This is a genomic window from Roseivivax isoporae LMG 25204 (genome assembly GCF_000521865.1).
GTDB classification, from domain to species: domain Bacteria; phylum Pseudomonadota; class Alphaproteobacteria; order Rhodobacterales; family Rhodobacteraceae; genus Roseivivax; species Roseivivax isoporae.
Genome location: NZ_JAME01000007.1, coordinates 110787 through 134849, shown reverse-complemented (window position 1 = coordinate 134849; position 24063 = coordinate 110787). Strand labels below are relative to the sequence as shown.

Sequence of the window (24063 nt, the reverse complement as noted above, 5' to 3'; positions counted from 1 at the left end):
CCGCCGCGATGCCCGAACGAGGTCAGGTGGCCCGGGACATCTCGTATTCCTATTCCGCGCAGACCCGGGGCGGCCGCGCCCTGATCCGGCTGATGGAGAACGCCACCGGGCGGATCGGCCTGATCCGGCGGGCGGAGGGCTACGAGGAGGAGGTGCGCGCGGGCCGGGATTTCTGGCAGGTGATGGTCGAGCGCTACGGCCTCCGGCTCGAGGTCGTGGGCGGCGCCATGGCCGACATCCCGGCGCAGGGGCCGCTCGTGGTGGTGGCGAACCATCCCTACGGCATCCTCGACGGGCTGATGCTGGGGCACCTGATGTCGGTGGCCCGCGGCGATTTCCGCATCCTCGCCCACAGCGTGTTCCGCAAGGCGCAGGACCTCGACCGGGTGATCCTGCCGATCTCATTCGACGACACCAAGGCAGCGGTGGCGCAGAACCTCGAGACCCGCAAGGAGGCGCTGCGCTATCTCGGCGCGGGCGGGGCGATCGGGATCTTCCCGGGCGGCACCGTCTCGACGGCGCTGCGCCCTTTCGCGCGGCCGATGGACCCGGGCTGGCGCAGCTTCACCGCCCGGATGATCGCGAAGTCCGGCGCGACCGTGGTGCCGATCTATTTCGACGGCCACAATTCGCGGCTGTTCCAGCTGGCGAGCCACCTGCACTACACGCTGCGCATGGGGCTGCTGATCCGCGAGTTCGGGCGGCGCGTGGACAAGCCGGTGCGGCTGGTGATCGGCCGGCCGATCCCGCCGGCCGAGATCGGCCCGCGGGCGCGCGACGCGCGAGACCTGATGGAGTTCCTCCGGAAATCGACGTATGGACTGTCTCCGACTCCGCTCGCCTCGCTCGAGGCGGGCTTCGAGTTCGAGGTGAAGCACAGGCGCGACCAGAGCGTCTGAGGGGCCGCTCGGCCCCATCCGAGGGGACGGGACATGGCGGTTGGGATCTTCGATTCGGGGCTCGGCGGACTGACCGTGCTCGACCGGGTGGCGCGGCGGCTGCCCGACGTGTCCTTCGTCTATCTCGGCGACAACGCGAACGCGCCATACGGCGTGCGCGAGGCCGACGACATCTACGACCTGACCGTGGCCGGCGTGTCGCGGCTGTTCGAGGAGGGCTGCGACCTCGTCATCCTCGCGTGCAACACCGCCAGCGCCGCGGCGCTGCGGCGCATGCAGGAAGGCTGGGTGCCGCCGGGCAAGCGGGTGCTGGGCGTCTTCGTGCCGCTGATCGAGGCGCTGACCGAGCGGCGCTGGGGCGACAACTCGCCCCCGCGGGAGGTGGCGGTCAACTGCGTCGCGCTGTTCGCCACGCCGGCGACGGTGCGCAGCCGCGCGTTCCAGCGCGAGCTGAGCTTTCGCGCGGTGGGCGTCGACGTCGAGGCGCAATCCTGCGGCGGGCTCGTCGACGCGATCGAGGAGGGCGACATGATCCTCGCCGAGGCGCTGGTGCGCAGCCACGTCGAGGCGCTGAAGCGCAAGATGCCGCATCCCGACGCGGCGATGCTGGGCTGCACGCATTACCCGCTGCTCGAGGACCAGTTCCGCGCGGCGCTGGGCCCCGAGGTCAAGGTCTACAGCCAGGCCGAGGTGGTGGCCGAGAGCCTTGCGGACTATCTCGCGCGGCATCCGGAGATGCGCGGCGCGGACCGGCCGGCGCGGTTCCTGACCACGGGCGATCCGCGCAAGGTGTCCGGGCAGGCGACCCAGTTCCTCCGACGCGAGATCCGGTTCGAGAGCGCGTGAGGCGCGGGCGGCTTCTGCCGCCCGCCAGAGACAAGACCCGTCCCGAGGGAGACAGACCATGACCCACAGGATCGCCATCATCGGCGCGTCCGGCTATACCGGCGCCGAACTTCTGCGGCTGATCGCCACCCATCCCGAGATGGAGGTCGCGGCGCTGGCCGCGAATTCCAAGGTCGGCCAGCAGATGGCGCAGGTCTTTCCGCACCTGCGCCACATGGACCTGCCGCCGCTCGTGACCTGGGAGGAGATCGACTTCGACGGGATCGACCTGTGCTTCTGCGCGCTGCCGCACAAGACGAGCCAGGAGGTCATCTCGAAGCTGCCGCGCGGGCTGAAGATCGTGGACCTGTCGGCGGATTTCCGTCTGACGGACACCGGTGCCTACGAGCGCTGGTACGGCAACCCGCACGCGGCGGCCGAGATGCAGCAGGAAGCGGTCTACGGCCTGACCGAGTTCTACCGCGAGGAGATCCGCGCGGCGCGTCTGGTCGCCGGAACCGGCTGCAACGCGGCGACCGGGCAGTTCGCGCTGCGCCCGCTGATCGCGGGCGGGGTGATCGGGCTCGACGACATCATCCTCGACCTCAAGTGCGGCGTGTCGGGCGCGGGCCGGTCGCTGAAGGAGAACCTCCTGCACGCGGAGCTGAGCGAGGGCACGAACGCCTACGGGGTGGGCGGCACGCACCGGCATCTCGGCGAGTTCGACCAGGAATTCTCGAAGCTTGCGGGCCGCGAGGTGCGGGTGCAGTTCACGCCGCACCTCCTGCCCATGAACCGCGGCATCCTCGCCACGGTCTACGTCTCGGGCGACCCGGCCGCGGTGCATGCGGCCTTGTCCGAGGCCTATGCGGCCGAACCGTTCCTGCAGGTCCTGCCCATGGGCGAGATGCCGTCCACGCACCACGTGCGCGGCTCGAACTTCTGCCATGTCGGCGTGTCGGGCGACCGGGTGAGCGGGCGGACCATCGTGATCGCGGCGCTGGACAACCTGACCAAGGGATCGTCGGGCCAGGCGGTGCAGAACGCCAACCTGATGCTCGGTGTCGAGGAGACCGCGGGCCTGATGCTGGCGCCCTGTTTCCCCTGACGCCGTCACAAGGCGTTGAGATCGGCGTGAGCCATGCTGCAGCGCGGAACCGGGCGGTTCCGTGCATCGTTCCGGAAACCGAACGCAGATTCCGAAACGAAAGGGCAGACATGAAAGTCACCGGATACGGAACCACCGCCGCCGACCGCGATCTCGTCCCCGTCACCTTCGACCGCGCGGAGCCGCGCGCGGGCGAGGTCGAGATCGAGATCACCCATTGCGGCATGTGCCATTCCGACCTGCACCAGGTGCGCGACGACTGGGGCAACACGATCTTTCCCTGCGTGCCGGGCCACGAGATCGTGGGCGTGGTGCGCAAGGCCGGCCGCGACGTCACCAAGTTCGCCGAGGGCGACCGTGTGGGCGTCGGCTGCATGGTCGACAGCTGCCAGGACTGCCCGGAATGCCGCGCGGGCGACGAGCAGTATTGCAGCGGTCCGCACAGCTGCACCATGACCTACAACGGCACCAAGATCCCGTCGGGCATCAACACCTATGGCGGCTACACGAGCCGCATCGTGGTGCGCGAGGAATTCGTGCTGCGCATCCCCGAGGGCCTGCGGTCGGAGGCGGCGGCGCCGATCCTCTGCGCGGGCATCACGGTCTACAACCCGATGAAGCATTTCGGCCTGAAGACGGGCCAGCGGCTGGCGGTGGCCGGTGTCGGCGGGCTCGGCCACATGGCGATCAAGATCGGCAAGGCGCTGGGCGCCGAGGTGATCGCGCTGACGCGCAGCCTCGACAAGGCCGAGGAGATCCGCGGCTTCGGCGCGGACCGCGTGGTGTCGTCGCAGGATCCCGACGCGATGGCCGAGCTGGCGGGCAGCGTCGACATGATGATCAACACGATCCCGGTCGCCTTCGACGTGGCCCCCTACATCTCGCTGATGCGCCACGACGGCAATCTCTGCATCGTGGGCAACATGATCGAGCTCGAGGCGTTCTCGCCCGGACCGCTCGTGTTCAACCGGATCACGCTGTCGGGTTCGCTGATCGGCGGGATCGCCGAGACGCAGGAGGTGCTCGACCTCTGCGCCGCGCACGGCATCGAGCCCGCGATCGAGACCGTGGGGGCACGCGACATCAACGACGTGCTGGCGACGCTCGAGAAGGGCGGCGCGGGGCATTTCCGCCACGTGATCGACATGAGCACGCTTGCGGATACCGGCGCGACGCCGATCGCCGACCCGGTGCGCGACCACGCGCTGGCCGCGGAGTGACCGCCTGACGATGCTGTGACCCGGCGCCGCGGCGCCGGGTCCTTTTGCGACTGCCCGCGATCCCGTATATTCCCGACTGAACGGACGGAGGGGATCGCGGATGGCGCTTGGCACATTGAAGAAGAAGCGGCGCGTCCAGGTCGTGGCGCTCGCCGCCGTGGCGCTGGTGCTGTCGACCGCGCTCATCGGCTACGCCATGCGCGACGGCATCAACTTCTTCCGCTCCCCGAGCCAGGTCATGGCGGAGCCGCCCATGGCGACAGAGGTCTTCCGCATCGGCGGATTGGTCGAGGAGGGCAGCGTGGTGCGCGGGCAGGGCGAGGCGATCTCGTTCCGCGTGACCGATGGCGGCGCAAGCGTGCCGGTGGTCTACCGCGGCGTGCTGCCCGACCTTTTCGAGGAGAACCAGGGCATGGTCGGGACCGGCCGCTTCGTGGACGGCACGTTCGAGGCGACGGAGATCCTCGCCAAGCACGACGAGACCTACATGCCGAAGGAGGTCGTGGACGCGCTGAAGGAGCAGGGCGTCTACAAGGAGGCCGAGCCGGGCAGCTGACGGCGCGGACGGCCTAGCCGCGCTCGCGCCGCTCGCGCTTGCGGTCCTGCTTGCGCACGGTCCGCCGGAAGGTCGCGACGCGGTAGAGGTAGCCCGCGACGAGCCCCACGATGATGACGTTCGAGACCGGGCCGAGCCAGCCCTCGACCGCGGCGTAGTTCTGGCCGAGATACCAGCCCGCGAGCGCGAGGAACGCGGTCCAGAGGACCGTTCCCGCGGCGGAAAAGACCAGGAACTTGCCGAGACCCATCCCCGAGATGCCGGCGGGCACCGAGATGAAGGTGCGCACGCCCGGGATCAGGCGGCCGAAGAACACCGCGAGCCCGCCGTAGCGGTCGAACCAGCGGTCCGCGGCGTCGATGTCGCCCGGCGTGAGCGTCAGCCAGCGGCCATAGGCGCGCGAGAAGTCCTTGAGCCGGTCGACGCCGATCCTGCGGCCGACCCAGTACCAGAAGAACGCGCCGGCGAGCGACCCGATGCTGCCGCCCGCGATCATCAGCACGAGGCTCGTGCCGTCGCGCTCGGCGATGTAGCCGGCGAGCGGCATCACCACCTCGGACGGGATCGGGGGGAAGAGGTTCTCGAGGAACATCAGGGCGGCCACCGCGACGGCGCCGCCCTGCTGCATGAAGTCGAGGATCCAGTTTGGCATGCGGCGGTCGGGTCCCGTGAGGTGTTCGGCCCCAACGCGCGAACGCGCCGGGAAGTTGCGGGACCCGTGCGCGCGTCAGCCGCGCAGGATCGAGATGCCGGCGTATTCCGCCGTCTCGCCCAGCATTTCCTCGATGCGGATGAGCTGGTTGTACTTGGCGAGCCGGTCCGAGCGCGCGAGGCTGCCGGTCTTGATCTGCCCGCAATTGGTGGCGACGGCGAGATCGGCGATGGTGGCGTCCTCGGTCTCGCCCGAGCGGTGGGACATGACGTTGGTCATGCGCGCGCGGTGGGCCATCTCGACGGCGCGCAGCGTCTCGGTCAGCGTGCCGATCTGGTTGACCTTCACGAGCATGGAATTGGCGCAGCCCTTCTCGATCCCCATGGCGAGGCGGGTGGGGTTGGTCACGAAGAGGTCGTCGCCCACGAGCTGGCAGCGGCCGCCAAGCTCGTCGGTCAGCGCCTTCCAGCCCTCCCAGTCGTCCTCGGACATGCCGTCCTCGATCGAGATGATCGGGTAGTCCGCGACGAGCTTCGACAGGAAGGTGACGTTCTCCTCGCGGGTGAGGGAGCGGCCCTCGCCGGTCATCTCGTACTTGCCGTCCTTGAAGTACTCGGTGGCGGCGCAGTCGAGGGCGAGGCAGATGTGCTCGCCGGGCGTGTAGCCGGCCTTCTCGATGGATTTCAGGATGAAATCGAGCGCCTCGCGGGTAGAGCCCAGTTCCGGCGCGAAGCCGCCCTCGTCGCCGAGACCGGTGGTCATGCCCGCAGTGGACAACTCCTTCTTGAGGGTGTGGAACACCTCGGAGCCAATGCGGACGGCGTCGCGGATCGACGGCGCCGAGACCGGCATGATCATGAATTCCTGGATGTCGATCGGGTTGTCGGCATGTTCGCCGCCGTTGATGATGTTCATCATCGGCACCGGCAGCACGCGCGCCGAGGTGCCGCCCACGTAGCGGAAGAGCGGCTGCGCGGTGAAGTTGGCGGCGGCCTTGGCGACCGCGAGCGACACGCCGAGGATGGCGTTGGCACCGAGCCGGCCCTTGTTGTCGGTGCCGTCGAGCTCGATCATCGACATGTCGATGGCGACCTGTTCGGTGGCCTCCATGCCGACGACCGCCTCGGCGATCTCGCCGTTCACGGCCGCGACCGCCTCGAGCACGCCCTTGCCCTTGTAGCGGGCGGCGTCGCCGTCGCGGCGCTCGACCGCCTCGTAAGCGCCGGTCGAGGCGCCCGAAGGCACCGCCGCGCGGCCCATCGTGCCGTCCTCCAGCGTCACGTCGACCTCGACGGTCGGGTTGCCGCGGGAATCGAGGATCTCGCGCGCGTGGATGTCGATGATCATGCTCATTTGGGTCTGGTCCCTCGGATCGGTGGCTCCGCACCCTGACTAGCGCAGGGGACGGGGTTCGTAAACGCAGCTGTTAGCGTTAACGGCGAACGGGTCATGCGGCGCCGGCGTCGCGGCGCGCGGCGGCGCGGGCCAGGCTGCGTTCGCGCAGGAGCGTGTAGACGCCCGAGGCGACCACCAGCCCGGCGCCGGCGAGGGTCGCCGCGTCCGGAACCTCGGAAAAGGCGACGAGGCCCACGACGATGGCGAAGAGGATGCGCGTGTAGCGGAAGGGCGTGACCACCGCGACGGCGCCGGTGCGGGCCGCCGCCGTGATGGCGTAGTAGGCGAAGACGCCCATGATGCTCGCTCCGGCGAGCATCGCCGCCGCGTAGGGGTCGGGCCGGACCGGCAGGCCGGTGAAGGGGATGAGCACGAGGCCCGAGAGCACGCAGGTCAGAAGGCCGTAGGTCGCGAGCTGGAGATGGCCCACGGTCGCAGGCACCGCCCGCACCGCGAGGTCGCGCGCGGCGAGGCCGAACACCGCCAGCACTGCCCAGAGCGCGTTCACGTCGAAGCCTTCGAGGCCCGGCCGCAGGATCACGATCACGCCGACGAGGCCCGACAGGATCGCCGACCAGCGCCGCCAGCCCACCACCTCGCCGAAGATGAGCGAGGCGCCGGCGGCGAGTGCCAGCGGCACCGCCTGGATGATGGCCGAGGCCATGGCGAGCGGGATGAGCGTGATCGCGGTCACGAAGCTGATCGTTGCCACCATCTCGGCCGCCGTCCGGCAGAGCAGGGCGGGCGTCAGCAGGACGGGCGAGATCAGGCGCACGCCGCGGCTCTTGGCCACGAGCGCGAAGATGCCGCCGCCCACGACGCCGATGGTCAGGAGGATCTGCCCGGTGGGCAGGGTTGCGGCCGCGCCCTTGATGAAGGCGTCCTCGATGGCGAAGCCGGCCATGGCGAGGACCATGAGGGCGATGCCGCGCAGGTTGTCCATCGTGATCGTCCTCTCGCGGCGGCAGTCCCCGTGTCCCCCGCGTCCTATACGCTGGCGGGCGCGGGGGAAATGGGGGCAGCCGGCTTGCAAATTTGCGCGGCGCGCGCTTGGCTCGCGGCCGACCCCTGCCGGAGAGCGAGATCCCGCGATGACCGAACCTGTCCTGCGCAGCGCCGACGTGCTGGCGCGCCGTCTCTACGATGCGGGGGTGCGCCGCGCCTTCGGGATGCCCGGGGGCGAGGTGCTGACGCTCGTCGACGCGCTCGAGGCGGCGGGCATCGGCTTCGTGCTCGTGCGGCACGAGAACTCCGGCGGGTTCATGGCCGAGGGCATGCACCACGCGACCGGCGCGCCTGCCGTGCTGGTGGCGACGGTGGGGCCGGGCGCGCTCAACGCGATCAACGCGGTGGAAAACGCGCGGCAGGACCGGGTGCCGATGATCGTGCTCACGGGCTGCGTCGATCCCGAAACCGCGGCGCGCTACACCCACCAGGTGCTGGACCAGGGGCGGGTCTTTGCCGCGGTGGCGAAGGCGAGCTTCACGCTGGCGGCGGGCGCGGCCGAGGTCACCATCGACAAGGCGCTGGCGATCGCCACGGACGGCCGGCCGGGCCCGGTGCATATCGACGTGCCGATCTCGGTCGCCGATGCCCCGGCCGAGGCGCGGCCCGACCTGCGGCGCCGTCCGGCCCTGCCCGTGGCGCCGGCGCGGGGGCCCGGGCTCGATGCGGCGCGGGCGGCGCTTGCGGGGGCCGAGCGGCCGCTGATCGTGGCGGGCGTCGACGCTGTGAACGGCGGAGCGGCCGAGGCCTTGCGCGCCGCGGCCGAGGCGCTGGGGGCGCCGGTCGTGACCACCTACAAGGCCAAGGGGCTCCTGCCCGAGGACCATCCGCTGGCGCTCGGGGGTGCGGGGCTGTCGCCACGGGCCGACGCGATCCTGCTGCCGCTGGTGCGCGCGGCGGACGCGATCCTCCTGGCGGGCTACGATCCGATCGAGATGCGCACCGGCTGGCAGGACCCGTGGGACCCGGACGCGGTCCCCGTGGTCGACGTCACGGCCGAGCCGAACCTGCACTACATGCACCAGGGCAGCGTGAACGTCGTCGGCGCCATCGGCCCGAGCCTCGCCGCGCTGACCGAGGGGGCGACGCCCGCGGCCGGCTGGGGCGGGCGCGTGGCCGAGACGCGCGCGGCGCTCGACGCGGCCTTCGCGCCGGAGGAGGCGTGGGGCCCGGCCGCCGTCATCGAGACGTGCCGGCAGGTGCTGCCGCCCGAGACGCGCGCCAGCGCCGACAGCGGCGCGCACCGGATCCTGCTGTCGCAGATGTGGCGCTGTTCCTACCCGCGGGCGCTGGTCCAGTCATCGGGCCTCTGCACCATGGGATGCGCGGTGCCGCTCGCCATGGGGGCGCAGCTGGCCGAACCCGACCGGCCCTGCGTGTCGTTCTCGGGCGATGCGGGCTTCCTGATGGTCGCGGGAGAGCTGGCGACGGCGGCGGATCTGGGCCTGCGCACCATCTTCGTCGTGTTCGTCGACCGCTCGCTCGCGCTCATCGAGCTGAAGCAGCGGCAGCGGCAGATGCGCAATGCGGGCGTCGATTTCGGGCGCACGGACTTTGCCGCGCTCGGCCGCGCCATGGGCGGCGCGGGGCACGTCGTGACCTCCCGCGAGGCGCTGCGCGCGGCGCTCGAGGCGGCGCTCGAGGCCGAGACGTTCACCGTGATCGCCGCGGAAATTGACCGGAGGGCCTATGACGGACGGATCTGAGACGGGCGGCGCGCGGGGCGCGCTCGACGGACTGGTGGTGTGCGACCTGTCGCGCATCCTCGCGGGGCCGACGGCGACGCAGCTCCTGGGCGACTTGGGCGCCACGGTGGTGAAGATCGAGAACCCGGGATCCGGCGGGGACGACACCCGCGCCTGGGGGCCGCCCTATGCCGAGACCCATGACGGGCAGAGCGACCTCTCGGCCTATTTCATGGCGGCCAATCGCAACAAGCTGTCGGTCGCGGCCGACCTCGCCACGGAGGAGGGCGCGGCGCTGGTGCGCGCGATCGCCGCCGAGGCAGACGTGGTGATCGAGAACTTCAAGCCGGGAGGGCTCGTGAAATACGGGCTCGACCACGAGACGCTGCGGGCGGCACATCCGCGGCTCGTCTACTGCTCGATCTCGGGCTTCGGCCAGACCGGGCCCAACCGGGAGTTGCCGGGTTACGACCTGATGGCGCAGGGCTATGGCGGGATCATGTCGCTGACGGGCCCCGCGAACGGTGCGCCGCACAAGGTGGGCGTGGGCATCGCCGACGTGATGTGCGGGATGTATGCCTGCGTGGGCATCCTCGCCGCGCTCCGGCACCGCGACTCGACCGGCGAGGGCCAGCACATCGACCTCTCGCTCGTGGACGCGCAGATGGCCTGGCTCATCAACGAGGGGACCAACTACCTCGCCTCGGGCCGCGATCCCGAGCGGCGCGGCAACGCGCACCCCAACATCGCACCCTACGACGTCTACCCTTGCGCGGACGGGCACGTGATCCTCGCCGTGGGCAATGACGGGCAGTTCCGCCGCTTCGCCGCGGCCATGGGACGGCCCGAGCTCGGACAGGATCCGCGGTTCATGACCAATCCCCTGCGGCTCGAGAACCGGGTGGCTTTGACGGAAATTGTTACAGAGCTGATGGCGGCGATGCCGCGCTGCGACATCCTTGGGCGGCTCGCGGAGGTGAAGGTGCCGGCGGGCCCGATCCACACCGTGGCCGAGGCGCTCGGGTCTGAGCAGGCCCGCGCGCGGGGCGCGGTGATCTCCGTCCCGCATCCGGACACCTTGCGAGGAGAGGTGCAGCTGCTTGGAAATCCTCTGAAATTCTCGGCAACGCCGGTGACCGTGCGACGCCCGCCGCCACGGGTGGGACAGGACGGTTCGGGCATCCTCGACCGGCTGAGGGCGCTCAGGACCACGCCATCCGGGCGGTCCTGACAGGCGCCCGCGGCGATCACAAATGCGCAGGTTGCCACGCATGTGAGACCTGCGCGTTACGGTCGCACGCTATCCTGTGACCGTGCGGGGCGGCGCTCCTCCGACGCCGCGCGCTCGAACAGGACCAGCGGGACGACGCCCTTGACGACTTTCGACATCTGCCGTTCGCCCGTCGATCTTGACGACCCCGAGGCGCTCGCGGCGTGGAACGCCATGGTGCGGGCCTTCCTCGCGCACGGCGCGACGACCCCCGAGCATCTCGGGCGGGTGCTGGACCGCGCGCCCGATTGCGCGATGGCGCATGCGGCGCGCGGCATGTTCTGCATGATGCTCGGCCGGCGCGAGATGACCGAGACGGCGCGGACGGCCCACGCGGCGGCACTGGGGCGCCTGCCCGGCGGCGCGGCGGGCCTGCGCGCGCGGGCGTGGGCCGATGCGCTGGGCGCGTGGCTTTCGGGCAGCCCCGGCGGCGCGATCTTCCATCTCGAGGGCATCCTCGCGCGCGATCCGGGCGACACGCTGACCATGAAGGCGAGCCACGGCGTGCGCTTCATGATCGGGGACGCGGGCGGCATGCGGCGGTCGGTCGAACGCGCGCTGCCGGCGCACGGCGCCGACCACCCGCTGTCGGGCTACGCGCTGGGCTGCCATGCCTTCGCGCTCGAGGAGACCGGCGCCTACGAGGCGGCGGAGCGGGCGGGTCGCGAGGGTCTTCTGCGCGCGGGCGACGACGCGTGGGGGCTGCACGCGGTCGCCCACGTGCACGACATGACCCACCGGCCGGAGGCCGGCATCGCGCTGATCGAGGAGAACCGCGCGGCCTGGGACCATTGCAACAACTTCCGCTTCCACGTCTGGTGGCACAAGGCGCTGCTGCATCTCGACCGCGGCGAGCACGAGGTCGTGCTGGCGCTCTACGACGCCAAGATCCGCGCCGAAAAGACGGACGATTACCGCGACATCTCGAACGCGACCTCTCTGCTCGTGCGGCTCGAGCTCGAGGAGGTGGACGTGGGCGACCGCTGGGCGGAGCTTGCGGACTTGGCCGAGGCGCGGCTGTCGGACGGCTGCCTCGTCTTCGCCGACCTGCACTACATGCTGGCGCTGGCGGGCGACCGCCGCCCCGGGGCGGCCGCGCGGCTCGCCCGCCGCATCGCGGCCTCGGGCAGCGGCGCGACCGAGCTCGGCCGCATCGCCGCGCATCCCGGACGCGCCGCGGCCGAGGGGCTTTGCGATTTCGGCGAGGGGCTCTATGCGCGGGCCTTCGCGCGGCTGTCGGCGGCGCGGGCGCACATGCCCACCATGGGCGGCAGCCACGCGCAGCGCGACGTGTTCGAGCGCATCACGGTCGATGCGGGCCTGCGCGCGGGGCAGCTCGACGCGGTCGCCGCGATCCTCGCGGAGCGCACGCAATTGCGTGCGGGGCGGGCGGATTCCTTCGCCGAGAGCCGAATGGCGCGCATTGCGGAGGCGCGACGCGACGCTGCCCTTTACGCGGCACAGTAAAGGCATCATGAGACAATCTCGAATCACATGAGCCTGGCCGAGACTGCCTTGACTGCGCCACTCCGGGCCGAGAGCCCGTCACAGCTTGCGGCGCGTGCCGCGACAGAAGCCCGTATGCGCGATCCGCGCCTGGATTTCTTCCGCGGCATCGCCATGTTCATCATCCTTGTCTCGCACACGCCGGGCAACTGGCTGACCGCGTGGATTCCGGCGCGGTTCGGATTTTCCGACGCGACCGAGATCTTCGTGTTCTGCTCGGGCATGGCGTCGGCGATCGCGTTCGGCGCGGTCTTCGCCCGCCGCGGCCTGTGGATGGGCACGGCGCGCGTCGCCTTCCGCTGCTGGCAGGTCTACTGGGCGCATATCGGGCTGTTCTTCGCCGTTGCCGCCACCGTCGCGGCGCTGGACGCGACCGGGGCGTTCGAGCGCATCTACGTGGGCGAGCTGAACCTCGTGCCGTTCTTCGAGGACACCGCGGCGAACCTCGTCGGCCTGATGACGCTGACCTACGTGCCGAACTACTTCGACATCCTGCCCATGTACCTCGTCATCCTCGCGATGATGCCGGTGATGGTGGCGCTCTACCGGCTGAGCCCCTGGGCCGCGCTGGCGGCGGTGGTGGGGATCTGGGTGGCGGCGCAGGTCGACCTCCTGGCGCTGTCGGCAGAGCCCTGGTCGGACCGCGAATGGTTCTTCAACCCGTTCGGCTGGCAGCTCGTCTTCTTCACCGGCTTCGCCTTCATGGCGCGCTGGCTGCCGGCGCCGCCGCGGGCGCGCTGGCTCGTCTGGGTGGCGCTGGCCTTCGTCGTGCTGACGACGCCCGTGTCCTCGCCCCGCGTGCTCGAGGTCATGAAGGTCGTCTGGCCGGCCTCGGCGGAGTGGTCGATGGCGTTCTACGCCGACATCCGCGAATTTCGCGAGAAGACCGATTTCGGCATCCTGCGCTACGTGCACTTCCTGGCGCTCGCCTATCTCGCGTGGATGGCGGCGGGCGAGGGCGGGCACCGGCTGCGCCCGCCCGAGGGGGACGGCGCGATCGCCCGCGCCTGGGAGGCGCTTCTCGCGGTCATCATGAAGGTGGGGCAGCAATCGCTCGCGGTGTTCATCGCGTCGATGTACCTCGCGCGGATCCTCGGGCTCGCGCTCGACATCGCGGGGCGGAACCATCTGACGATGCTCGTCGTTAACCTCGCGGGGTTCTGTGTGCTCGCCGCGGTGGCCTACGGCGCGGGCTGGTTCAAGTCACAGCCATGGCGCCGGACCAAGGGGTGATTTCCATGTTGAGACGAGACGTTCTGGGGGGCCTTGCGGCCCTTGCTGCGGCAGTTGCGGCACCGCGCGCGGCGCGGGCCGAAGGCGTGGCCGGCGAGCCCGGTCTGCAGCTGGGCGAGGCGCGCCCGTTCCACCCGTCGGACGTGCGCGCCATGGCCGAGCGGATGGCGGGCGAGGCCTACACGCCCCTGCCGACCATCCCGACGGAATGGACCGAGCTCAGCTACGACCAATACCGCAAGATCTGGTTCGACCCGCGCAACGCGCTCTGGAACGACAGCGGGGTCGAGCCCTTCCGCGTCGACGTGTTCGCGCCGGGCCTCTACTACCCGCGCCCGGTGCGCATCGAGGTGGTCGAGGCCGGGCAGACGCGGCCGCTGCTGTTCGATCTCGGCGTATTCGACACGACCGACAAGTTTCCCGACGTGCCGGTGGACGACACGCTCGGCTATTCCGGCATCCGGCTCCGGGCGGAGCTGGAACAGCGCGGCATCTTCACCGAGTTCGCGGTCTTCCAGGGCGCGAGCTATTTCCGCGGCATCGGTGCCGGGCAGATCTACGGGCTGTCGGCGCGGGGGCTCGCCGTCGACGTGGCCGAACCCGAGGGTGAGGAATTCCCCGAGTTCCGGCATTTCTGGATCGAGCGGCCGGCGCCGGGCACCTCCGACCTCATCCTGCACGCGCTGCTCGATTCGCCGCGCTGCACCGGCGCCTACCGCTTCGTGCTGACACCGGGCGAGACGCTGCAGATGGGTGTCGAGGCCGAGATTTTCGCCCGGGAGGAGCTCGACCACGTGGGGCTCGGCGCGCTGACCTCGATGTTCCAGTTCGACGAGACGAACCGCGACCGGTTCTCGGATTTCCGCTCGGCCATCCACGACAGCGACGGGCTCTTGATGCGCACGGGCTGGGGCGAGACGCTGTGGCGGCCGCTCGCGAATCCCAAGGCGCTGCAGATCAGCGCCTTCCAGGACCGCGACCCGCAGGGGTTCGGGCTCTTGCAGCGGGCGCGCGAGTTCGAGGATTTCGGCGACCTGCAGGCGCTCTACCACCGCCGGCCGGGTCTCTGGATCGCGCCGCGAGACGGCTGGGGGCAGGGGGCAGTGACGCTCGTCGAGATCCCGACCGACGACGAGGTCTACGACAACATCGTGGCCTACTGGCGTCCGGAGGAGCCGGTGCCGGCGGGCGGATCGCTGGCCTTTTCCTACGACATGACCTGGGGGGTGGAGCCGCCGCCCGCGGGCGTCCTGCGCGTGCTGAACACCCGGGCCGGGGCGGCGCGCGACGGCGGGCTGCGCTTCGCCATCGACTTCGAGGCGGGCGAGGACCTGCCCGAGGACCTCAGCCGCGTCGAGACGCTGGTGCGCGCCAACGCGGGCGACCTCAGCCCCGCGATCCTCCAGCGCAACCCGGCCACCGGCGGCGCCCGGCTGGCCTTCACCCTGCACCCGCGCGATGCGGGCCTCGTCGAGCTCCGCGCGCAACTGCGGCTCGAGGACAAGCCCCTGAGCGAGGCCTGGGTCTACAGATGGACCGCATGATGCCGACCGCCCGTCCCGCACCGGACGACCTGATGCCGCCGCGCGCGCCGCTCGACATGCGCGAGCAGCGCTTCGACGCCTGCGCACCCGCGCGCGGCGCCCTGCCGCGCTGGCGGGTGAGCGACCTCCTGTGGCGCGTGGGCGCCTTCGGGCCCGCGCTTCTCATCACGCTGTCGCTGATCGCGGGCGTGATCCGCTGGTTCGATGCCGGCGGGTTCACCCTGCAGGAAGGCATCGTCGTGCTGCTGATCGGCATGACCTTCATCTGGGTGTCGCTGTCGGTCTCGGCGGTGGTGCTGGCGATCGTGCGGCTCTGGCTCGGCCGCGGGCGCGAGACGCGCGCGCGGGGCGGGCCGCAGCGGGTGGCGCTGCTGGTGCCGATCTACAACGAGGACCCGACCGCGGTGCTGGGCAACGTGGCCGCCATGCGCGCGGAACTCGCGCGCGGGCCGCGCAAGGACAGCTTCGCCTTCTTCGTGCTGAGCGACACCCAGGATCCGAGCATCGCGGCGGCGGAGCTGCGCGCGGTGCGGCTGCTGCAGGACGACGGCGACGTGCCGGTGCACTATCGCCGCCGCGCGCGCAACACCGACAAGAAGATCGGCAACATCAACGACTGGATCATGGGCTGGGGCGCCGACTGGGAGGCGATGATCGTCCTCGACGCGGACAGCCTGATGACCGGCGCGGCGATCCGCCAGCTCGCGGACGCGCTTGCCCGCGACCCCGATGCGGGCCTCATCCAGTCCTTCCCGGCGCTGATCTCGGCCGAGACGCTGTTCGGGCGGATGCAACAGTTCGCGACCTCGGTCTACGGTTGGCTTCTGGCCGAGGGGCTGGCGCTCTGGTCGCGCAACGAGGGCAATTATTGGGGCCACAACGCCATCATCCGCACCCGTGCCTTCGCCGACAGCGCGCGGCTGCCCTACCTGCGCGGCCGCGGCGGACGGCCGGAGCTGATCCTGAGCCACGATTTCGTCGAGGCGGGGATGCTGCGGCGCGCGGGCTGGGCGGTGCGGTTCCTCGCGCGCCCGGGCGGGTCGTTCGAGGAGACGCCGGCGACGCTCGTCGACTACGTGCTGCGCGACCGCCGCTGGTGCCAGGGGAACCTGCAGCACCTGCGGATCCTCGCCGCGCGCGGCTTTCACCCGATCACGCGGTTCCACCTGCTGCAGGGCGCGGTCGCGTACCTCTTGTCGCCGGCGTGGTTCGCGCTTCTCGTGGTGTGGTCGGCCTTCCTGCCCATGGCGCAGGGGCCGGTCAGCTACTTCAACCCGGCCAACCCGCTCTACCCGGTCTGGCCGCAGATGAGCCGGATCGACGGCGTGTGGTTCCTCGTCTTCATCTACGTCATGCTTCTGCTGCCCAAGATCGTCGCGGCGGCGCTGCTGGCGCAGTCGCGCGGCGTGGTGGCGCTCTATGGCGGGGCCGGGCGGTTCGCCGCGACAACGGCGGTCGAGATCGCGCTCGCCATCCTCTACGCGCCGATCATGATGGTGCAGCAGACCGTGGCGGTGGTCCGCGCGCTCGCGGGCGCGCCGAACCCCTGGGCCCCGCAGCAGCGCGGCGCCGCGCAATACGGCTGGATGACCCTGGTCCGTTTCCACTGGCTCGAGACCGCGCTGGGCGCGGTGCTGCTGGCCGGCATGTTCGCGGGGCTCCTGTCGGCATGGCTGACGCCGGTCGCGGCGAGCCTTGCGGGCGCCGTGGTCCTGTCGCGGCTATCCGGGGTCAAGGTGTCCGGAGCACCGGGGCCGTTCCGGCTCGACACGCCGCTGTCGCTGCGCGCGCCGCGGGTCGAGCGCTGCGCGCGGGTCGAACGCGCGCGGATCGCCAAGGCCCTCGAGACGCCCGAGGCCGCGGCCATCGCGGCGGAATAGCGGATGGGTCTGGGGCGGCGCACCGTTCTGGCGGGCGGCGTCGCGGCGCTGGCCGTCGCGGGCGCGCTGCTCTGGCCGGAACCGGGCCTGCCCGATGGCGTGGTCGCGCTGTCTGCGGACGCGGCGCTGGAACGGGTCCGGAACGGGTCGATCTGGCTCGTGGACATCCGCAGGCCCGACGAATGGGCGGTGACGGGCGTGGCCGAGGACGCGATCCCGCTCGACATGCGGCGGGACGATTTCCTCGCGGCGCTGGAAGAGGCGACGCGCACGGCTCCCGAGAGGCCGGTCGCGCTGATCTGCGCGCGGGGCGTGCGGTCTCGGCGCATGGCGGGACGGCTGCACGCGGCGGGAATCCCCGCGGTCGCGGACGTGTCCGAGGGCATGCTGGGGTCGGGCGCGGGGCCGGGATGGATCGCCCGGGGGCTGCCGGTCACGACGGTTCCGGGCTGAGGAGGACAGGCATGGGCATGACGCGATGGGCCGGGGCGGCGGCGTTGCTGCTGGCGGGGGCGCTGGGCGGGACGGCACAGGCGGGCTGCGGCGACGATCCGGCGCCCTGCGAGATCGAGACCGGTACCTACCACGTGGAGCTGCCCGCGGGCGGCGGCGAGGACGCGCCCGCGCTCGTCTTCGTGCACGGCTGGGGCGCGTCGGGTGAAGGCACGCTCAGCATGCGCGGCATGGTCGAGGCGGCGCTCGGCCGCGGCTACGCGGTGATCGCGCCCGACGGCGTGCCTCGGCAGGGCCGGCCCGGACGCACTTGGGGCTTCCAGCCGGAACGGCGCGGGCCGCGGGACGAGGTCGCCTTCCTTGCGGCGGTGCGCGACGATGCCGGCCGGCGCTTCGGCCTCGACACCGGGCGCATGCTGCTTGCGGGCTTCTCCATCGGCGGATCGATGGCCACCTACCTCGCGTGCGCCACGCCCGAAGCCTTCGCCGCCTACGCGCCGGTGTCGGGCAGCTTCTGGCGTCCGCATCCGGCGCGCTGCGCGGGGCCTGTGCGGCTCCTGCACACCCATGGCTGGACGGACGGCACCGTGCCGCTCGAGGGGCGGCTTTTGCGCGGCGACAGCCTCGAGGACATGGGCGCGGTGGCGCAGGGCGACGTGTGGCAGGCGATGGAGATCTGGCGCCGCACGAATGGCTGCCGGCTGCAGCCGCGCCACTTCGCCGAGACCGGACCCTACTGGCGGCGGGCCTGGGACGCCTGCGAGGGCGGCAGCCTCGATTTCGCGCTGTTCTACGGCGGGCACGGCATCCCGCCCGGCTGGGCGGAGATGACGCTCGACTGGTTCGAGGGCGCGCGCCTCGGCGAGTGAGGCCGCCCGGTCAGGCGACCTCGGAGTGCCGCGGCGGGCCCGGGAAGAGGCAGGCGCAGCGGTGCGCGCCGGTGCCCGGATGCGGCACCTCGGCCGCGCAGGCCTCGACCGCGCGGGGGCAGCGGGTGCGGAACACGCAGCCCGAGGGCGGGGCGAGCGGGCTCGGCAGGTCGCCCTTGAGCGCGACGATCTTCTTGCCGCGCTCCACCACCGGGTCGGGCACCGGCACCGCCGACAGGAGCGCCTGCGTGTAGGGATGCTGCGGTTCGGCATAGAGCCGGTCGGCCGGCGCCTTTTCCATCATCCGACCGAGATAGAGCACCATCACCTCGTCCGAGATGTGCTTCACCACGCTCAGGTCGTGGGCGATGAAGAGGATGGCGAGGCCGAGATCGCGCTGCAGTTCCTCGAGCAGGTTCACCACCTGCGCCTGGATCGAGACGTCGAGCGCCGAGACGGGTTCGTCGCAGATCAGCAGTTTCGGTTCCACGATCAGCGCGCGGGCGATGCCGATGCGCTGGCACTGGCCGCCCGAGAACTCGTGCGGGTAGCGGTTGATCATCTGCGGCAGAAGCCCGACCCGGTCCATCATCGCGCGGACCCGAGCCTGCACCTCCGCCCGCGACAGGTCGGGCCGGTGGGTGAGAAGCGGCTCGGCGATGATCCGGCCGAGCGTCATGCGCGGGTTGAGCGATGCCAGCGGGTCCTGGAAGATCATCTGGATCTCGGAGCGGTAGCGTTTCATCCGCGCGTTCGACAGCGCCATCAGGTCGTCGCCGCCCTGCCAGATCGCCTGGCCCGTCGCCGGCACCATGCGGATCAGCGCACGGGCGAGCGTGGACTTGCCGCAGCCCGATTCCCCCACGATGCCCAGCGTCTGGCCCGGCATCAGGTCGAAGCTGACGCCGTTGACCGCATGCAGGACGGGCTTGCGCGTCCACGGCATGTCGCCCGGCCGCGACAGCTCGAAGCGGACATGGATGTCGCGGGCGGAGAGGAGGGGCGTGGTCATGCGGCGATCTCCTCTGCGGGGCGGTGGCAGGCGCGGTCGCGCCCGTCCGCCGCCGGCACGAGCGGTGGCATGACGGCGCAATCCTCGCCCGCATGCGGGCAGCGCGGGCGGAACGGGCAGCCCTCCGGCAGGCGGGCCATGTTGGGCGGGTTGCCGGGGATCGCGCGCATGGCCGAGGTGCCGCGGTCGACGCGCGGCACGGCGGCCAGCAGCCCGCTCGTATAGGGATGGGTCGGGCGGGCGAACAGGGGGCCCGCGGCGCTACGCTCCATGATCCGGCCGCCATACATCACGGTGACCTTCTCGCAGAAGCCAGCGACGACCCCGAGGTCGTGGGTGATGAGCATGGTCGCCATGCCGAACTCGGCCTGCAGGTCGGACAGAAGCTGCATGATCTGCGCCTGCACCGTCACGTCGAGCGCGGTGGTCGGCTCGTCGGCGATGAGCAGGTCCGGCCGGCAGAGCAGCGCCATGGCGATCATCACCCGCTGGCGCATGCCCCCCGAGAACTCGTGCGGGTAAAGCCGGACACGGTCCCTGGCGCCCGGGATGCGCACCGCGTCGAGCATGCGCACCGCCTCGGCCAGCGCGTCGCGGCGCGCGAGACCCTGGTGCAGTTCCAGAACCTCGGTCATCTGGTCGGCGATCTTCATGTAGGGATTGAGCGAGGTCATCGGGTCCTGGAAGATGATCGCGATGCGCTCGGCCCGGATGCGGTTCAGGACGCGCGGCGGCGCGTTCAGGATCTCCTGCCCGTCGAAGCGCACCGACCCCGTGGCGCGGCCGTTCCGCGCGAGCAGCCCGAGCACCGCGAAGGCGGTCTGCGACTTGCCCGAGCCGCTTTCCCCGACAATGCCGAGCGTGTCGCCGCGATCGAGCGTCAGCGAGAGGCCGTTCACGGCGTGCACGGGACCGTCCGCGGTGTCGAAGGTGACGGAAAGGTCGTCGATCTCGAGAAGGGGCATGGTCAGCGGTCCTTTGGGTCGAGCGCGTCGCGCAGGCCGTCGCCCACGAAGAAGAAGCCGAAGAGCGTCAGCACGAAGAACAGGAGCGGGAAGCCGAGCTGCCAGATCGTGCCATAGGCGATCGTGCCCGCGCCCTCGGAGATGAGCGCTCCGAGCGAGGTCAAAGGTTCCTGCACGCCGAGCCCGAGGAACGAGATGAAGCTTTCCGTCAGGATCATCAGCGGCACGAGCAGCGTCGCGTAGACCGCGATGACGCCGGCGAGGTTCGGCAGGATGTGGCGGCGGATGATCGTGGCCGCGGGCACACCGGTGGCGCGGGCGGCCTCGATGAACTCGCGGTTCTTGAGGCTCAGCGTCTGGCCGCGGACGATCCGGCTCATCTCGAGCCAAGAGATGAGCCCGAGGCCCACGAAGAGCGCGGTCATCGAGCGGCCGTACATCACGAGGATCAGGATCAGCACGAACATGTAGGGAATGGACATGAGCACGTCGACGGCGCGCATCATCGCGTTGTCGACCCGTCCGCCCGCATAGCCCGCCACCGCGCCGTAGAGAGTGCCGACGCTGACCGCGACGAGCGCGCCGACCACGCCCACGAGCAGGCTGACCTGCGTGCCCTGCACGGTGCGCGCGTAGAGGTCGCGGCCGAGTTCGTCGGTGCCGAAATAGTGGCCGTTGTCGAGCCGCGGGCCGCCTTCCTCGGCGACCATGCCCATCACGGTGTAATCGAGCTCCTCGTTCGACCACTGGGCGAGGGTGCCGCCGAAGAGGGCGAAGAGCGTGACGAGGACGAGCATGGCGAGGCCCGTCATCGCCGCGCGGTTGGCGAGGAAGCGGCGGCGCGCGTCGGCCCAGAGCGAGCGGCCGGGGCTGTCCGCGTCCTCGGCCAGTCGGTCGGAGAGGGCGCGCATCTTCTGCTGGTTCACCACCATGGGATCAGTACCGGATCTTCGGGTCGATCCAGCCGTAGAGGATGTCGACCACGAGGTTGAAGAGGATGGTGAGCGCGCCCATGAGGATCGTGACCCCCATCATCACCGCGTAGTCGCGGTTGAGCGCGCTGTCGACGAAGGCCTTCCCGATGCCGCCGGTCGAGAAATAGACGTCCACCACGACCGAGCCGGTGATCATGCCGACGAAGGCGGGGCCGAGATACGAGATCACCGGCAGCATGGCGGGCTTGAGCGCGTGGCGCAGGATCACGCGGCGCTCGGGCAGGCCCTTGGCGCGCGCGGTGCGGATGTGGTTCATCGTCAGCGTCTCGAGCATGGACGAGCGGGTGATGCGCGCGATCGAGGCCATGAACGAGGTCGAGAGCGCGATCACCGGCATGATGACGTATTGCCACTGGCCGCCCTGCCAGCCGCCGCCCGGCAGCCAGCCGAGCCAGAGCGTGAAGACGAGGACGAGGATCGGCGCCATGACGAAGTTCGGCAGCACCTGCGCCCCGATCGAGACGCCCACGGCGAAGTAGTCGGCGACCGTGTTCTGCCGGATCGCGGCGACCACGCCCAGCGTCACGCCCACCACCACGGCGACGACGAACGACAGGATCCCGTAGGTCAGCGTCACCGGGAAGCCCTGCGCGATGATCTCGTTCACCGTGCGGTCCTTGTAGACGAAGGAGGGGCCGAAATCGAACTGGGTCACGATCCCCCAGACATAGGTCACGATCTGCCGCCAGAGCGGCTGGTCGAGGCCGTACTTGGCGTTGAGGTTCGCCAGAACCTCGGGCGGCAGCTCGCGTTCCGAGGTGAAGGGCCCGCCGGGGGCGGCGTGCATCAGCACGAAGGACACGACGATCAGGATCAGGAGCGTCGGGATCGCGATGGCGAGACGCTTCAGGGTGTAGCTCAGCATGGACGGGTCCCGGGCAGGGCGGCCAAGGAGACGCGGCCGCGCGTGGGGCAGAGCGCGATGCGGCGCGGACGGGGGCCGAGCGCCCCCGTCCGGGACGGATCACTCGGCGACGCGGTACATGTCCTTGGCGTACCAGGTCTGCATCACGTTCTGGGTCGGCAGGCCGCGGATGTCCTCGGCCACCATGTCGACCTGCGCGTAATGGTAGATCGGGATCACCGGCATCTCGGCCGCGAGGATCTCCTCGGCCTCCTGGTAGAGGGGCTGCGGATCCTCTGCGGTCTTCGACTCCTTCATGATGCGGTCGTAGTCCTCGTTGAAGAACTCGCCGTTGTTGTGCCCGGAATACGAGGTGAAGAGGTCGAGATAGGTCGACGCCTCGTTGTAGTCGCCGCACCAGGCATAGCGCGCCATCTCGAAGTCCTGCGCCTGCATCCGGTCGGTGTGCACCTTCCATTCCATGTTGTTCAGCGTGATGTCGAAACCGAGCGGCTTCAGCATCTGGCTGACCGCGATGGCGATCTTCTTGTGATCTTCGGAGGTGTTGTAGTTCAGCGTCAGCGCGACCGGGTTGTCGGGGCCGTAGCCGGCCTCTTCCATCAGCGTGCGGGCCTCTTCCATGCGGCGGGACTGGTCCCATCCCGCGTAGTCGATCTCGGGCACCTCGAAGCCGGCGGTTGCCCAGTGGGTCCAGTTGTAGGACGGCCGCTGGCCACCCTGCAGGATGCGCTCGACGATGATGTCGCGGTCGATGCCGTAGGACATGGCCTTGCGCACGCGCACGTCGTCGAGGGCCTCGGGGCCCTGGTCGCCCACGTTCAGCATGTAGATGTAGCTGCAGGAATAGGGCGTCGACGTCGCCTGGTCGGGATATTCCTCCGCGAGACGGGGATACTGGCCGGCGGGGACGTCGACGCGGTCGAGCTCGCCCGCGAGGTAACGCGTGAGGCCGAGGTTCACGTCGTTGATGGTGAGCGCGGTCAGCCGGTCGAGGACGACGTTCTCGGCGTCCCAGTAGGTCTCCGAGGGCGACATCTCGACCCGCTCGCCGAGGATGTGCTCGTCAAGCTTGTAGGCGCCGTTGCCCACCATGTTCTCGGGACGGGTCCAGGCGTCGCCATGCTCCTCGATCGTGGCGGCATGGACCGGGAAGGTCGAGGCATGCACCAGCATCTGCGGGAAGTAGGGCAGCGGCGTGCCGATGGTGACCTCGAGCGTGTGGTCGTCGACCGCGCGCACGCCGAGCTCCTCGGGCGGCATGTCGCCCGCGATGACCTCGGGCGCGTTCTCGACCTGCATGAGCTCCATGTACCAGGCGTATTCCGACGCGGTCGCGGGATCGGCGAGGCGGCGCCAGGCGTAGACGAAATCGTCCGCCGTCACCGGGTCGCCGTTCGACCAGCGCGCGTCGTCGCGCAGCGTGAAGGTGTAGGTCTTCTGGTCCTCGGACACCGCGTGCTCCAGCGCGACGCCGGGCACGATGTTGCCCTCGCCGTCCTCGTTGTAGAGCCCCTCGAAGAGCTGACGCAGGATGTCCGAGCCCTCGACGTCGGTGTTGACCTGCGGATCCATCGACTTGATCGCGTCGAGCAACCAGAACGTGTAGTGCTGGTCCTCGGAAAGCGTCACGCCTTCTGGCACGGGGTTGTCGGCAAGTGCGGGCGCGGCCACGGCCAGCGCCAGGACGGATGCGGCGATGCGTCGGTTCAGCACGGGGGTCTACCTCCTCAAGGATCCCTGGATCTTGTCGTCCGGATGCCGTCCCCGGCGCCCGGTCGTGCACGCGAGACGAGAGTGTCCGACCGGGGGCATCAAGCCTATCGTAGCGTCAACGCGGCGATCCGCCCAGTCCCGGCCGGATTTCGCCGAATCCGGGCGACGCGGCGCCGGTCCGGCCTGCCCACGCGCTGGGCCACGGGGGCGTGAGCTTTGCAAAGATGGCGTCCGGCCGGCCACCATCTTTGCGATTCTTTCGCGGGCTGATTCGCGCGGGCCGGCGGCATCGCGCCAGGCCGGGGCGGGCGATCCGGGCGGCGCGCGGCCCGACCGGCCGCATCGCGCCGGACCGGAAATCAAGGCATTGATTTTCTTAAAAAACCGGTTTCGTTGACTCGCCTGCGCCGGCG

The 24063-nt window shown here is 70.5% G+C and carries 21 protein-coding genes; 13 read left to right on the top strand and 8 right to left on the bottom strand.

Going from position 1 to position 24063, the window contains the following annotated elements:
- Positions 1–8 precede the first annotated feature (8 nt).
- From RISW2_RS06480 to ccmE, 5 genes are all read left to right on the top strand, one after another.
- Positions 9–899 (top strand): lysophospholipid acyltransferase family protein, encoded by an 891-nt coding sequence (locus RISW2_RS06480; RefSeq protein WP_043768200.1) that lies wholly within the window; start codon positions 9–11, stop codon positions 897–899.
- Between the two features lie 33 nt (positions 900–932).
- Positions 933–1745 carry a glutamate racemase gene (locus tag RISW2_RS06475; protein ID WP_043768198.1) on the top strand — a complete coding sequence of 271 codons (813 nt, stop codon included), beginning with the start codon at positions 933–935 and terminating at the stop codon, positions 1743–1745.
- A 58-nt stretch (positions 1746–1803) separates the two neighbouring features.
- Positions 1804–2832 (top strand): N-acetyl-gamma-glutamyl-phosphate reductase, encoded by a 1029-nt coding sequence (gene argC / locus RISW2_RS06470; RefSeq protein WP_043768196.1) that lies wholly within the window; start codon positions 1804–1806, stop codon positions 2830–2832.
- 110 nt (positions 2833–2942) lie between these two features.
- The gene (locus RISW2_RS06465) at positions 2943–4052 is read left to right on the top strand and encodes an NAD(P)-dependent alcohol dehydrogenase (RefSeq protein ID WP_043768193.1); all 1110 of its coding nucleotides are present in this window, start codon (positions 2943–2945) and stop codon (positions 4050–4052) included.
- Positions 4053–4152: 100 nt separating this feature from the next.
- Complete coding sequence (ccmE, locus tag RISW2_RS06460) at positions 4153–4608, top strand: cytochrome c maturation protein CcmE (protein ID WP_043768191.1); 456 nt, start codon at positions 4153–4155, stop codon at positions 4606–4608.
- Between the two features lie 13 nt (positions 4609–4621).
- Here the strand turns inward: ccmE and RISW2_RS06455 are convergent, their stop codons facing one another.
- From RISW2_RS06455 to RISW2_RS06445, 3 genes are all read right to left on the bottom strand, one after another.
- Positions 4622–5260 (bottom strand): DedA family protein, encoded by a 639-nt coding sequence (locus RISW2_RS06455; protein ID WP_043768188.1) that lies wholly within the window; start codon positions 5258–5260, stop codon positions 4622–4624.
- Positions 5261–5335: 75 nt separating this feature from the next.
- Positions 5336–6613, bottom strand: coding sequence for a phosphopyruvate hydratase (gene eno, locus RISW2_RS06450; RefSeq protein WP_043768186.1), 1278 nt, complete (start codon positions 6611–6613; stop codon positions 5336–5338).
- 94 nt (positions 6614–6707) lie between these two features.
- On the bottom strand, positions 6708–7598 hold the full coding sequence (locus RISW2_RS06445) for a DMT family transporter (RefSeq protein WP_043768184.1): 891 nt from the start codon (positions 7596–7598) through the stop codon (positions 6708–6710).
- A gap of 148 nt (positions 7599–7746) precedes the next feature.
- Between RISW2_RS06445 and RISW2_RS06440 the strand changes: the two genes are divergently transcribed.
- The 8 genes from RISW2_RS06440 (at position 7747) to RISW2_RS06405 (ending at position 18100) form a co-directional block, all read left to right on the top strand.
- Positions 7747–9366, top strand: a complete 1620-nt coding sequence (locus tag RISW2_RS06440) for a thiamine pyrophosphate-binding protein (RefSeq protein WP_043768182.1) — start codon at positions 7747–7749, stop codon at positions 9364–9366.
- Positions 9350–10576 (top strand): CaiB/BaiF CoA transferase family protein, encoded by a 1227-nt coding sequence (locus RISW2_RS06435; RefSeq protein WP_043768180.1) that lies wholly within the window; start codon positions 9350–9352, stop codon positions 10574–10576. Before RISW2_RS06440 ends, RISW2_RS06435 begins: the two co-directional genes overlap by 17 nt.
- 213 nt (positions 10577–10789) lie before the next feature.
- Positions 10790–12082: a tetratricopeptide repeat protein gene (locus RISW2_RS06430; RefSeq protein WP_244437517.1), complete on the top strand. Its 1293-nt coding sequence runs from the start codon at positions 10790–10792 to the stop codon at positions 12080–12082.
- 27 nt (positions 12083–12109) lie between these two features.
- Positions 12110–13354: an OpgC family protein gene (locus RISW2_RS06425; protein ID WP_043768178.1), complete on the top strand. Its 1245-nt coding sequence runs from the start codon at positions 12110–12112 to the stop codon at positions 13352–13354.
- 5 nt (positions 13355–13359) lie between these two features.
- Positions 13360–14898 carry an OpgD/OpgG family glucan biosynthesis protein gene (locus RISW2_RS06420; RefSeq protein ID WP_043768177.1) on the top strand — a complete coding sequence of 513 codons (1539 nt, stop codon included), beginning with the start codon at positions 13360–13362 and terminating at the stop codon, positions 14896–14898.
- Positions 14895–16778, top strand: coding sequence for a glucans biosynthesis glucosyltransferase MdoH (mdoH, locus tag RISW2_RS06415; RefSeq protein ID WP_043768259.1), 1884 nt, complete (start codon positions 14895–14897; stop codon positions 16776–16778). Before RISW2_RS06420 ends, mdoH begins: the two co-directional genes overlap by 4 nt.
- A 3-nt stretch (positions 16779–16781) precedes the next feature.
- Positions 16782–17231 (top strand): rhodanese-like domain-containing protein, encoded by a 450-nt coding sequence (locus tag RISW2_RS06410; protein WP_043768175.1) that lies wholly within the window; start codon positions 16782–16784, stop codon positions 17229–17231.
- Positions 17232–17242: 11 nt separating this feature from the next.
- A complete protein-coding gene (locus tag RISW2_RS06405) occupies positions 17243–18100 on the top strand; it encodes a CE1 family esterase (protein ID WP_043768173.1) in 858 nt (285 codons plus the stop codon).
- A 10-nt stretch (positions 18101–18110) separates the two neighbouring features.
- Here RISW2_RS06405 and RISW2_RS06400 read toward each other — a convergent pair whose 3' ends face one another.
- The 5 genes from RISW2_RS06400 to RISW2_RS06380 form a co-directional block, all read right to left on the bottom strand.
- On the bottom strand, positions 18111–19112 hold the full coding sequence (locus tag RISW2_RS06400) for an ABC transporter ATP-binding protein (RefSeq protein WP_043768172.1): 1002 nt from the start codon (positions 19110–19112) through the stop codon (positions 18111–18113).
- Complete coding sequence (locus RISW2_RS06395; RefSeq protein WP_043768170.1) at positions 19109–20077, bottom strand: oligopeptide/dipeptide ABC transporter ATP-binding protein; 969 nt, start codon at positions 20075–20077, stop codon at positions 19109–19111. Before RISW2_RS06395 ends, RISW2_RS06400 begins: the two co-directional genes overlap by 4 nt.
- Positions 20078–20079: 2 nt before the next feature.
- On the bottom strand, positions 20080–20988 hold the full coding sequence (locus RISW2_RS06390) for an ABC transporter permease subunit (protein ID WP_043768258.1): 909 nt from the start codon (positions 20986–20988) through the stop codon (positions 20080–20082).
- Between the two features lie 25 nt (positions 20989–21013).
- Positions 21014–21937: an oligopeptide ABC transporter permease OppB gene (gene oppB / locus RISW2_RS06385; protein WP_043768168.1), complete on the bottom strand. Its 924-nt coding sequence runs from the start codon at positions 21935–21937 to the stop codon at positions 21014–21016.
- Positions 21938–22036: 99 nt separating this feature from the next.
- On the bottom strand, positions 22037–23647 hold the full coding sequence (locus RISW2_RS06380) for a peptide ABC transporter substrate-binding protein (RefSeq protein WP_051491835.1): 1611 nt from the start codon (positions 23645–23647) through the stop codon (positions 22037–22039).
- Positions 23648–24063: the final 416 nt, after the last annotated feature.